Source organism: Stutzerimonas stutzeri, from assembly GCF_013522825.1.
GTDB lineage: Bacteria > Pseudomonadota > Gammaproteobacteria > Pseudomonadales > Pseudomonadaceae > Stutzerimonas > Stutzerimonas stutzeri_AK.
Genome location: NZ_JAAMQZ010000024.1, coordinates 1 through 11891, shown reverse-complemented (window position 1 = coordinate 11891; position 11891 = coordinate 1). Strand labels below are relative to the sequence as shown.

The 11891-nt window shown below is 60.1% G+C and carries 12 protein-coding genes; 7 read left to right on the top strand and 5 right to left on the bottom strand.

What is annotated here, in order from left to right:
* The first annotated feature begins 4 nt into the window (after window positions 1-4).
* From nuoI to nuoN, 6 genes are all read left to right on the top strand, one after another.
* On the top strand, window positions 5-553 hold the full coding sequence (gene nuoI, locus G7020_RS15210; protein WP_181085920.1) for an NADH-quinone oxidoreductase subunit NuoI: 549 nt from the start codon (window positions 5-7) through the stop codon (window positions 551-553).
* Between the two features lie 103 nt (window positions 554-656).
* Window positions 657-1157: an NADH-quinone oxidoreductase subunit J gene (nuoJ, locus tag G7020_RS15205; RefSeq protein WP_181085918.1), complete on the top strand. Its 501-nt coding sequence runs from the start codon at window positions 657-659 to the stop codon at window positions 1155-1157.
* 3 nt (window positions 1158-1160) lie between these two features.
* Window positions 1161-1469, top strand: coding sequence for an NADH-quinone oxidoreductase subunit NuoK (gene nuoK, locus G7020_RS15200; protein WP_181085916.1), 309 nt, complete (start codon window positions 1161-1163; stop codon window positions 1467-1469).
* Window positions 1466-3310 (top strand): NADH-quinone oxidoreductase subunit L, encoded by a 1845-nt coding sequence (gene nuoL, locus G7020_RS15195; RefSeq protein WP_181085914.1) that lies wholly within the window; start codon window positions 1466-1468, stop codon window positions 3308-3310. Before nuoK ends, nuoL begins: the two co-directional genes overlap by 4 nt.
* A gap of 21 nt (window positions 3311-3331) precedes the next feature.
* Window positions 3332-4861, top strand: a complete 1530-nt coding sequence (gene nuoM / locus G7020_RS15190; RefSeq protein WP_181085912.1) for an NADH-quinone oxidoreductase subunit M — start codon at window positions 3332-3334, stop codon at window positions 4859-4861.
* 7 nt (window positions 4862-4868) lie between these two features.
* Entirely contained in the window at window positions 4869-6338 is a 1470-nt protein-coding gene (nuoN, locus tag G7020_RS15185; protein WP_181085910.1) for an NADH-quinone oxidoreductase subunit NuoN, read from the top strand.
* Between the two features lie 133 nt (window positions 6339-6471).
* On the opposite strand, the gene G7020_RS15180 is transcribed toward nuoN, so the two are convergent.
* Both G7020_RS15180 and G7020_RS15175 read right to left on the bottom strand, forming a co-directional pair.
* The gene (locus G7020_RS15180) at window positions 6472-6744 is read right to left on the bottom strand and encodes a type II toxin-antitoxin system mRNA interferase toxin, RelE/StbE family (protein ID WP_181085908.1); all 273 of its coding nucleotides are present in this window, start codon (window positions 6742-6744) and stop codon (window positions 6472-6474) included.
* Complete coding sequence (locus G7020_RS15175) at window positions 6734-6919, bottom strand: antitoxin (protein WP_181085906.1); 186 nt, start codon at window positions 6917-6919, stop codon at window positions 6734-6736. Before G7020_RS15175 ends, G7020_RS15180 begins: the two co-directional genes overlap by 11 nt.
* A gap of 218 nt (window positions 6920-7137) precedes the next feature.
* Here G7020_RS15175 and G7020_RS15170 point away from each other — a divergent pair, with 218 nt between their 5' ends.
* Complete coding sequence (locus G7020_RS15170) at window positions 7138-7491, top strand: hypothetical protein (protein WP_181085904.1); 354 nt, start codon at window positions 7138-7140, stop codon at window positions 7489-7491.
* A 28-nt stretch (window positions 7492-7519) separates the two neighbouring features.
* On the opposite strand, the gene G7020_RS15165 is transcribed toward G7020_RS15170, so the two are convergent.
* From G7020_RS15165 to G7020_RS15155, 3 genes are all read right to left on the bottom strand, one after another.
* On the bottom strand, window positions 7520-8863 hold the full coding sequence (locus tag G7020_RS15165; RefSeq protein ID WP_181085902.1) for a DNA-processing protein DprA: 1344 nt from the start codon (window positions 8861-8863) through the stop codon (window positions 7520-7522).
* Window positions 8860-10956, bottom strand: a complete 2097-nt coding sequence (locus G7020_RS15160) for a RecQ family ATP-dependent DNA helicase (RefSeq protein WP_181085900.1) — start codon at window positions 10954-10956, stop codon at window positions 8860-8862. Before G7020_RS15160 ends, G7020_RS15165 begins: the two co-directional genes overlap by 4 nt.
* Window positions 10957-11081: 125 nt before the next feature.
* The gene (locus G7020_RS15155) at window positions 11082-11513 is read right to left on the bottom strand and encodes a hypothetical protein (RefSeq protein ID WP_181085898.1); all 432 of its coding nucleotides are present in this window, start codon (window positions 11511-11513) and stop codon (window positions 11082-11084) included.
* Between the last annotated feature and the right edge of the window lie 378 nt (window positions 11514-11891).

Here is an 11891-nt window from a genome sequence, read left to right as displayed (position 1 = left end):
TACGATGTTCAGATATATAGGCTCGGTACTGCACGGTACCTATACCCAGCTGCGCAGCCTGATAATGGTTTTCAGCCATGGCTTTCGCAAGCGCGACACCCTGCAATACCCCGAGGAGCAGGTCTACCTGCCGCCACGCTACCGCGGTCGCATCGTCCTGACCCGCGATCCAGACGGCGAAGAGCGCTGCGTGGCCTGCAACCTCTGCGCGGTGGCCTGCCCGGTAGGCTGCATCTCCTTGCAGAAGGCCGAGACCGACGAAGGCCGCTGGTATCCGGAGTTCTTTCGCATCAACTTCTCGCGCTGCATCTTCTGCGGCCTGTGCGAGGAAGCCTGCCCGACCAACGCCATCCAGCTCACCCCGGATTTCGAGATGGGCGAATACAAGCGCCAGGACCTGGTGTACGAGAAGGAAGACCTGCTGATCTCCGGCCCCGGCAAATACCCGGACTACAACTTCTACCGCGTCTCGGGCCTGGCCATCGCCGGCAAGCCCAAGGGGGCGGCGCAGAACGAAGCCGAGCCGATCAACGTCAAGGGGTTGCTGCCATGAAGCCTTTCGATAAAAAGCGCTGGAGGCTGGAAAGCTGGACGAGTTCCCCGGCTTTTTCGTTCAGCCTTCAGCCTTCAGCCTTCCAACGCTCTAGGAGCTTGTGATGGAATTCGCCTTCTACTTCTCCTCCGGCGTGGCCGTGGTGTCCACGCTGCGGGTCATCACCGGCAGCAATCCGGTGCATGCCCTGCTTTACCTGGTCATCTCGCTGCTGGCGGTGGCCATGTGCTTCTTCGCCCTCGGTGCGCCCTTCGCCGGCGCGCTGGAAATCATCGTCTATGCCGGCGCCATCATGGTGCTGTTCGTGTTCGTGGTGATGATGCTCAACCTGGGGCGCAACACGGTCAGCCAGGAACGCGCCTGGATGGCCCCGCGCCTGTGGATCGGGCCATCGCTGCTGGCCGCCGCCCTGCTCGCCCAGCTGCTTTACGCCCTGTTCAGCGAACCTTCGGGCGCGACGCTGGGGCAGACCGAGGTCGGCCCGAAGGAAGTCGGCATCGCGCTGTTCGGCCCCTACCTGCTGATCGTCGAGCTGGCCTCGCTGCTGCTGCTCGGCGCGCTGGTCGCAGCCTTCCACCTGGGCCGTCACGAGGCGAAGGAGTAACCCATGCACGCCATTCCCCTCGAACACGGCCTGGCCGTCGCCGCCCTGCTGTTCAGCCTGGGCCTGGTCGGCCTGATGGTGCGGCGCAACATCCTGTTCATGCTGATGAGCCTGGAAATCATGATGAACTCCGCCGGCCTGGCTTTCGTGGTCGCCGGCAGCCGCTGGGGCCAGCCTGATGGACAGATCATGTTCATCCTGGTGATCACCCTGGCCGCCGCCGAAGCCGCCATCGGCCTGGCGATCCTGCTGCAGCTGTACCGCCGCTTCAACACCCTCGATGTCGATGCCGCAAGCGAGATGCACGGATGAACCTACTACTGCTCACCTTCGTCTTTCCGCTGCTGGGCTATCTGCTGCTGGCCTTCTCGCGCGGACGCCTGTCGGAAAACCTCGCCGCGACCATCGGCGTGGGCTCGATCGGCCTGTCGGCTCTGACCAGCGCCTGGATCATCTGGCAGTTCAATGCCGCGCCACCGCAAGGCGGCATCTACACCCAGGTGCTCTGGCAATGGCTGAACGTCTCCGGCTTCCAGGCGGACTTCGGCCTGCATCTGGATGGCCTGTCGCTGACCATGCTCGGCGTGGTCACCGGCGTCGGCTTTCTGATCCACCTGTTCGCCAGCTGGTACATGCGCGGCGAGGAAGGCTATTCGCGCTTCTTCGCCTACACCAACCTGTTCATCTTCAGCATGGTCCTGCTGGTACTGAGCGACAACCTGCTGCTGCTGTACTTCGGCTGGGAAGGCGTAGGGCTGTGCTCCTACCTGCTGATCGGCTTCTACTTCAAGGAGCGCAAGAACGGCAACGCCGCGCTCAAGGCCTTTATCGTCACCCGCGTCGGCGACGTGCTGATGGCTTTCGGCCTGTTCATCCTGTTCGTCCAGCTCGGCACCCTGAACATCCAGGAACTGCTGAGCCTGGCACCGCAGAAATTCGCCGAAGGCGACCTCTGGATCACCCTGGCGACCCTGGCGCTGCTCGGCGGCGCGGTGGGCAAGTCCGCGCAACTGCCGTTGCAGACCTGGCTGGCCGACGCCATGGCCGGCCCTACGCCGGTTTCCGCACTGATCCACGCGGCCACCATGGTCACCGCCGGCGTCTACCTGATCGCCCGCACCCACGGCCTGTTCCTGCTGGCGCCGGACGTGCTGGAGCTGGTGGGCATCGTCGGTGGCGTGACCCTGGTGCTGGCCGGCTTCGCCGCGCTGGTGCAGACCGACATCAAGCGCATCCTCGCCTACTCGACCATGAGCCAGATCGGCTACATGTTCCTCGCCCTCGGCGTCGGCGCCTGGGACGCGGCGATCTTCCACCTGATGACCCATGCCTTCTTCAAGGCGCTGCTGTTCCTCGCCTCCGGTTCGGTGATCAATGCCTGCCACCACGAGCAGAACATCTTCAGGATGGGCGGGCTGTGGAAGAAACTGCCGCTGGCCTACGCCAGCTTCATCGTCGGCGGCGCGGCACTGGCGGCGCTGCCGCTGATCACTGCCGGTTTCTATTCCAAGGACGAGATTCTCTGGGAGGCCTTCGCCAGCGGTCATAGCGAGCTGCTCTATGCGGGCCTGATCGGTGCCTTCCTGACCTCGCTGTACACCTTCCGGCTGATCTTCATCGCCTTCCACGGCGAAGCACAGACCGAAGCCCATGCCGGACGCGGCCTGGCCCACAACCTGCCGCTGCTGGTGCTGATTGTGCTCTCCACCTTCGTCGGCGCGCTGATCGTGCCGCCACTGGCCGGCGTGCTGCCGCAAAGCATCGGGCATGCCGGTGGCGAAGGCCGGATCGGCCTGGAGATCTTCTCCGGCGTAGTCGCGGTGGCCGGCATCCTGCTCGCCGCGCTGCTGTTCCTCGGCAAGCGCAGGCTGGTCACGAGCATCGCGCAGAGTGCGCCGGGGCGTCTGCTGAGCGCCTGGTGGTTCGCCGCCTGGGGCTTCGACTGGCTCTACGACAAGCTCTTCGTGCAGCCCTACCTGCTGATCTGCCGCCTGCTTGCGCGTGACCCCATTGACGCCGGCATCGGCCTGGTGCCGCGCACCGCACGCGGCAGCCATGCCCTGCTGAGTCGCAGCGAAACCGGCCAGTTGCGCTGGTACGCCCTGTCCATCGTTGGCGGAGCCGTGCTGCTGCTCGGCATCGTTCTGCTCTGACTTGCCCAAGGATTCGATATCGTGATTCTGCCCTGGCTAATCCTGATTCCCTTCATCGGCGGCTTGCTCTGCTGGGTGGTCGAGCATTTCGACCAGACCCTGCCGCGCTGGATCGCCCTGTTCACCATGGGCCTGCTGCTGGGCCTGGGCCTCTGGCTGTGGAGCACCGGCGACTACAGCCTGGCGCCCTCGCCCGACGCCGCCTCGACCTGGGCACTGGAGTTCAAGCACGTCTGGATCGAGCGTTTCGGCATCAACCTGCACCTGGCGCTCGATGGCCTGTCGCTGCTGATGATCCTGCTCACCGGCCTGCTCGGCGTGCTCTCGGTGCTCTGCTCGTGGAAGGAAATCCAGCGCCACGTCGGCTTCTTCCACCTCAACCTGATGTGGATTCTCGGCGGTGTGGTCGGCGTGTTCCTCGCCCTGGACCTGTTCCTGTTCTTCTTTTTCTGGGAAATGATGCTGGTGCCGATGTACTTCCTCATCGCGCTCTGGGGACACAGCGCCGAAGGCAAGCGCTCGCGGATCAACGCCGCCACCAAGTTCTTCATCTACACCCAGGCCAGCGGCCTGATCATGCTGGTGGCCATCCTCGGCCTGGTGCTGGTGAACTACCACAACACTGGCGTGCTGACCTTCGACTACGAACTGCTGCTCAACGCAGAGCTGGACCCGGCCATCGAATGGCTGCTGATGCTGGGCTTCTTCATCGCCTTCGCGGTCAAGTTTCCCATCGTGCCGCTGCACTCCTGGCTGCCCGACGCCCACGCCCAGGCGCCTACCGCCGGCTCGGTGGACCTGGCCGGCATCCTGCTGAAAACCGCCGCCTACGGCATGATCCGCTTTGCCCTGCCGCTGTTTCCCAACGCCTCGGTGGAGTTCGCGCCGATTGCCATGGCACTGGGCCTGATCGGCATTTTCTACGGCGCCCTCCTGGCCTTCGCCCAGACCGACATCAAGCGCCTGGTGGCCTATTCGAGCATCTCGCACATGGGCTTCGTGCTGATCGGCATCTACGCCGGCAGCGAACTGGCGCTGCAGGGCGCGGTGGTGCTGATGATCGCCCACGGCATTTCCGCCGCCGGGCTGTTCATCCTCTGCGGTCAGCTCTACGAACGCCTGCATACCCGTGACATGCGCGAAATGGGCGGCCTCTGGTCGTGCCTGCCGTGGCTGCCGGCGCTGAGCCTGTTCTTCGCCGCCGCCTCCCTGGGCCTGCCCGGCACCGGCAACTTCGTCGGCGAGTTCGTGGTGCTGTTCGGTGCCTTCGGCCAGTGGCCCTGGGTCGTGGTGATCGCTACCTTCGGTCTGGTGTTCTCCTCGGTCTACTCGCTGATCATGATCCACCGCGCGCACTTCGGAGCGAACCGTATCGAGAGGACGCTGAAAGGACTGGATGCCCGCGAAGCCGGCATGATCCTGCTGCTGGCGCTGCTGCTGGTCCTGCTCGGCGTCTATCCGCAGCCGGTGTTCGATATCTCGCTGGCGACCATGAGCGGCGTGCAGCAGTGGGTCGGCGCCGCTTTCTCCCCATTCGCTTCAGTCCGGTAGCCGCACCATGGAATTCACTCAACAACACTTCATCGCCCTGCTGCCGCTGCTGATCGTCTGCACCACCGCCATCGTAGTGATGCTGGCGATCGCCTGGCGGCGCAATCACGAGCAGAGTTTCATCCTCAGCGCCATCGGTCTGGTTCTCGCGCTGCTGTCGATTCCGCTGGCCCACCCGCCCGGCGGGCTCGGCGTGACCGCGCTGCTGCGGATGGACAACTTCGCTTACCTCTACACGGCGCTGGTCCTGATCGCAACCCTGGCCTGCGTCACCCTGGCCCACGCCTACCTGGGCGAAAGTTCGACGGGCAGCGGCTTCCCCGGCAACCGCGAAGAGCTGTACCTGTTGATGCTGCTGTCCGCAGCCGGTGGCCTGGTGCTGGTCAGCGCACAGCACCTAGCCAGCCTGTTCATCGGCCTGGAGCTGCTCTCGGTGCCGGTCTACGGGCTGGTGGCCTATGCCTTCTTCAACAGGCGCTCACTGGAAGCCGGCATCAAGTACATGGTGCTGTCCGCCGCCGGCAGCGCCTTCCTGCTGTTCGGCATCGCCCTGCTCTATGCCGAATCCGGCAGCCTGCTGTTCAGCGAGATCGGCGTCAGCCTGGCCAGCCAGGGCTCATCGCTGCTGGTGCAGGCCGGGATCGGCATGATGCTGGTCGGGCTGGGCTTCAAGCTGTCGCTGGTGCCCTTCCACCTGTGGACCCCGGACGTCTACGAAGGCGCCCCCGCACCGGTGGCGGCCTATCTCGCCACTGCCAGCAAGGTCGCAGTATTCGTGGTGCTGCTGCGGCTCTACCAGCTGTCACCGGCCACCGCCGGCGGCTGGCTCGACGATGCACTGGGCCTGATCGCCATCGCATCGATCCTGGCCGGCAACCTGCTGGCGCTGAACCAGAGCAACCTCAAGCGTCTGCTGGGTTATTCCTCCATCGCCCATTTCGGCTACCTGCTGGTGGCGCTGATCGCCAGCGATGGCCTGGCGGTAGAAGCCGTCGGGGTCTACCTGGCGGCCTACGTGCTGACCAGCCTCGGCGCGTTCGGCGTGATCAGCCTGATGTCCAGCCCCTTCAAGGGTCGTGATGCGGATGCGCTGTATGAATACCGGGGCCTGTTCTGGCGGCGCCCCTACCTGACGGCGGTGCTGGCGACGATGATGCTGTCGCTGGCCGGCATCCCGCTGACGGCGGGCTTCATCGGCAAGTTCTACGTGGTCGCCAGCGGTGTGCAGTCACAGCTGTGGTGGCTGCTGGGCACGCTGATCATCGGCAGCGCCATCGGCCTGTACTACTACCTGCGGGTGATGGTCACTCTGTTCCTGCTCGAACCCGGCCTGCGTCGCCACGACGCCCCCTTCGATTGGGGCCAGCGGGCGGGCGGCATCATGCTGCTGGTGATTGCGCTGCTGGTGTTTTTCCTGGGGGTTTATCCGCAGCCGCTACTGGAGATGGTGCGGGGGGCGGGGTTGGTTGGGCTCTAGTGACCTTCTCCTGCTTAGATAGAAACGCCCCGGTTTTGCCGGGGCGTTTCTATTTTGGGCTTGAGGTTTGCTGGCTTGATCTTACGCACGTCTAACCTCCACCCTCACGGCAGGATCTGGGAGAGGCTGGCAGCTAGGGATATTCCTGGCGTGCGTGCAGGACGTCCAGGATGCTGATGCGCTCAGTACCGACGCGGTAGACGACTAGGTAGTTAGGGTGCACAACCGCTTCGCGCGTTCCTGGAACGCGACCGGGGCGATGGATATAGGGATGCTGGGGCAGGGCCTCGACCGTAGCCTCAATGGCAGCCTGCATATGGTCGGCGGCATATGGGCTGCGCTCGGCCAGATAACCCGCGATTTCTTCCAGGGCGTCGAGGGCTTGGGGCAGCCACTCAACCAGCACGGCGGCGCTTGGTCTCGATCACGGCACGGACGCGGGCCATAGCCTCATCATGCGGTACGGGTGGGCGCGGATCGGCCAGGCTGCGCTCGATGCGCTGGCGAAACCAACGGTCGTAACTGTCGGCCTGTTCCTGGGTCTCAAACTCGGAGACGCGGGGGTCTAGTTGAGTGCTCATAGCGGGCCTCCTAGTGATACGCCACCTAGTGTACGCCTCCAGCAGCGGTTCGACAAAAAAGGCAGCAGCCCGTGCGGAACGCGATCCTGGCCACCGCCTTCATCACTTCACTGCAATGAAATCCACTACCGCGCAATCCACGAGCCGTGGCATATTTGGAATCTGCCCGGTACGCAAGATGATGTTGGCAAGGTTAGGAAATGACGAGAGAGATACGTATGAGCCGCAACGACAAGGTGATGTGCCAGTGCTGTGGGAAGATGATGGTTCCCAAGGTGATAACCTCGGCTCCGTTTTACGTTAGCGGGATTCCGATGGGAGGCCGCCGCCCTGAGTATAGTGTTTGCCCGTTCTGTCTATCGCCGAAGTGGATGTTAACCTACGAGCAAGTAAATGCTGGGGCATCAGCTAACGTAGAGTTTGCGATTATTCTCATACTGCTTCTAGTGGTCATGGCTGCTTTTTTAAGGATTGGAATTGTAGGTGGCTGCCTAACTCTGGCAGCAGCTACCATTGGCTTCTTTTTCAGAAAAGGAATAAAACAATACTTGAAAACCATGCTTACTCGATAAAAGACCTTCATCGCAGGCCTTTTTAAAATTAATCGAGGCCAAGCCCCAACTGCCCGACAGACTCACCGACTATGTTTTCAGCAAGAAAGTTTTCTAGCCCAAAGTCTTCCACAAGCTGATAGCGCACAGGTTTTGAAAGCTTCCGAACACGGCCTTCGTCGACCGACTGTTTAAGCCAATCATTGATCTGCTTTTTAGATACGCCCCATCGCTCAACCAACTCGTCAACAGTAACAGCAGCCTGGAGGCACGCCATTTTGCTGAGAAAGAACTGATAAAAACTCATTTCATTAACGGCTGTATTTGATTCGGAGCTCGTTTGAGCCGCCTGATCAACGGGGCCACTGACCGTGGACGATGCCTGTAACAGTTCTTCTTCAGCGACACTCATGCCTGATTGCTCTATATCGATGTCGGTAACCCCGAGATCGGCAGCAGTCGGGCTAGAAGTGACAGGCGCGCTCAAGCTTTGTATATCCAGATACTCGACGGCCCCCTCCAGCCAGTAGCCACCTTTCGATACCAGCGCCTGGTTTCCAGATTGAACATCATTGACTCGATTGACCCAAAGGGGCACCCAAGCCTTTTTCAAGTTTTCAATGGCACCGTTCCAAGTCCCACCTTTGGTGTCAGAACGAACCACCACCGCTGCTTGGCTCAGGCAGTAGATGTACTTGTTCCGCGCCATGGCGTTTCCGCTGCTAAAACCAGCTTCAGGATAAAACGGCGAAACCAGCACGAGGTTGTTACTCATCAATCCCTGCCGCCATTTGCTAGCCATTGCTGCCGACAGCAGGCTATCGGCCATGACCCCGATTACAGTCCCCTCCCGCTTCAAGCCGCCCAGCATTGCGGCCTCATCGACACCGCGTGCGCCACCCGAAACCACCGAGAAACCTGCACTAGCAATACGTTCACCCAAGGCACTCGCATAACCAAGATCGGCATCATCCGCCTTACGTGCACCGACCACACATATACCACTTTGGTTAAGCAGCCGAGCATTGCCACACCCAAACAGCACAGCAGGCGCGCTGTTACGTAGCCGTTGCTTAAGTAGCTTGGGATAGTCTGCATCCGAGCGTGTTAGCACCCATATTCCGGCGCGGCTCCATTTTTCCAGGGCCAAGGCCAGAGCATGTCCGCGCCCCAGCAACTGCTCAATCCGCTCCAGTGAAATCTTTTCGTCCTGCCAGCCCTGCAAAACTGCACGCGGTTCTGAAGTAACCAAGTCTGCAGGCGTCTTGCCTTGCTCGTTGAGCCACAGTGCGAAGCGCCCCCACTCCGTAGGAGAAAGCGGTTTGGCGTCGCCAGATGACTTCGAGAAATAAGAAGTCAGTAGCAGGATCGACTGTGTATTGGTATTTATCATGCCTTGCTTGCCGTAGATGAAATTGCCAGCGGATAGACAGGTCCGCTACCGGCACGCCTAAGCAGCGCAGCGATAACGGTCATCGTCCAGCCTGAATCGATCATGTCATCAGCCAGCAGTACCGGACCCGAAGGGATACTTTCGCTTACAGCGAACACGCCATCTAAATTCCGGCACTGGTGGAAGCGATTGTATTGCCACTTCTGTGGCTCATTCTGCCTGACCTTGCTTACGCACTCCACAAAGGGAATCCCTAATGCAGCGGCCAGCCGACGGGCGAAATCAGGAACCAGCGTTGGATGCCCCAGAGAAGGCACGGAGCACAGCCAAGCAGGTTTAGGCTCGGGCTGCCAGCGCGATTGGATCATCTCAACCATGGCCTCAACCAACGCATCATCAAAATGGCCGCGTTCTTTGCCGTCTGCTGCTAAATCTCCCCAACCTCCATCACGCCATTGCGAAAGTACACGACCCTCAGCCGCTTGGAGTTGAGGTGGGAGATTCGTCGGGAAGCGGTAATGTTGGAAGCCCCCCTTGGCGACTTGCTTCTTGGGCTTGATGGGAATCTCGGCATGCCGAATGAAGGTCGCTGCCTCATGCACCAGCCTGCTGTTTACAGCGCTGGATACCAATGCCTTACCCAGGCAGTTCGCGCACTTGCCGCATGCCTCATGCGCAGGATCGTCTAACGCAGAGCGTAAAAACGCCATCAGGCAACCAGACTCATTCACATAAGCCTGCACCTGCAGCCACTCCTCCTCACGCAGTTGGGTGAGCCGTGCGATCCTCTCCTCATCCAGCTCGAAAGGAACTGGAGTGCGGTACCACTTACTGTCGATCTTGATAAGCGGTGCTGGGCTCTCGACACTGAGGAGCTTGAGAATCTTTTCTAGCTGCCCATGGGCGAGGTTGCTGTGTTCCTCCAAGTCACGAAGCGTCAACCCATCATGATTCGCTAGTACGCCCAGCAAGTATCGAACTTGGCCAGCCGGAGGAAAGGCCGATCGCCGGAAGAAAGCATGAATCTTTTCGTCTTCCTCCCCAGACATCAGCAAGCCCAGCGAATAATCGATCGCCCGACCTGCTCGACCGACCTGCTGGTAGTACGCAACGATGGAGCCAGGCGCCTGGTAGTGGATGACAAAGCCAAGATCCGGCTTGTCGTAACCCATGCCCAGTGCCGAGGTAGCCACCAACACTTTTAGCCGGTTTTCCAAGAGTGCATCTTCAAGGTACTGACGGAACTGATCACTGTCATCGAACTGCTTATGGGTCACATCGCTGTGATAAGCCGCAGCCTTGACTCCTCTGATACGCAACCAACGTGCGACCAGATCCGTATCGCGCTGCGTCAAGGTATAAACGATTCCGGTCCCGAACAGAGTTGGAATTGTTTCTGCCAACCAAGCTAAGCGGCTGGCCTGATCAGGCATTACCAGGTTTTGCAGCGCCAGACTTTCCCGCACCAAGGTCCCGCGCAGGATAGCGATATCACCAAACTGCTCGCGGATATCATTTACTACCCGGTTGTTGGCCGTTGCCGTGGTACCGAGAATGGGCGTATTGGCCGGCAGAAAACGCAGAATGTTGACGATGCGTCGGTAGTCCGGACGGAAGTCATGGCCCCAATCAGAAATACAGTGCGCCTCGTCAATCACCATCAGGCCGATACGGTCCGCAATGGGTTGCAGAATCGAATCCATAAAGCCATCGTTCGACAGCCGTTCCGGAGAGATCAACAAGCAATCGACCTGATCGGCAAGCACCGCCTGACGGGCCTGGTCCCACTTGTCGGTATTGGTCGAGTTGATGGTTATTGCACGAATCCCCAAGCGCTTGGCCGCCTCGATCTGGTTACGCATCAGCGCCAGCAAAGGCGAGATGATGATGGTTGGCCCCTGCCCTCGGTCACGCAAAATCCGAGTACTGATAAAGTAAACGGAACTCTTGCCCCAGCCCGTGCGCTGAACAACCAGCATCTTCTTGCGCTGGTTGACCAAGGCATCAATAGCCTCCCACTGCCCATCCCTGAATACTGCTGCCTCGTTACCAATAGCGACTTTCAGCAGTTTCTCAGCATCGTCCCGTTGCATCCCGACATTCCTTTAAGTCAATTCATTCCAAAGATGCTGCGTCAAATATCAATGCGCTTTGGCTGCCGATGTGGCCGGCTTCCTGGCTGGCTTGTTCGATACCAAGCCACGCGCCTTGCAGATCGTTATAGGTGTGGGCTTCTTCGGCCCAGTCTTGGCACTCGCCGAGGGTATAAAGACGACAGGTTAGCAGCGCTGACACGGCAGCATGGCTTCGTAGACGCCGAAATCTGGTGGGGCAACGGATCGACGTTGGAGGTGTGCACTTCCATCATCGGATCGAACAAGTGCGCCAACTGGATGCGCCAGGCTTCAAGGGCCAGTTTGAAATCGCCACCAGGCGTATCAAACGCCCACGCCCTGTCGACCTGGGCCAGCTCCAGGCACGCCTCATCGCTGCGAAACAGCATCTGGTCACCGTAGCCACCAGCACTTTTCTGGTAGACGGCAGTGATCGCCGAATCGCCAATCTTATCGACACTGATGACCTTAACCACTTCGTCGCCATGCAGGCCACGTAGCTGGGCGTCTTTTGTGATGCCTTCCAGCTTGACCATTGAAGTTTCCGGATATGCGCGAAATGGCTGAGTTTACTTGGATATGACTATTGCCGACAGCAGACTAAAAACCAGTTGTAGCCGGATAAAACAAAGACGCAATTGATTTATGCTGCGCCTTCCAGTGTTGGTGATCGAGGTGAACGTGCAAAAGTCAGCCGAAGCCGTAGTTAAGTGACTATTTGAAGGCTTGTCCCCACGTCATCGGCCAACACACAGTGAACCGAACAACGCTCGTGACGTGCCTGGCATGTCTAGTCCTGAAATAGGTTTACACCGATTCAGCTAGATTTCGGTACTAAAACGCCCGATGCACGGCATCGGGCGTTTTGTATTTCAGAGACAGATGCGGTCGTTCCGTGTTGTAGACCTCGATGG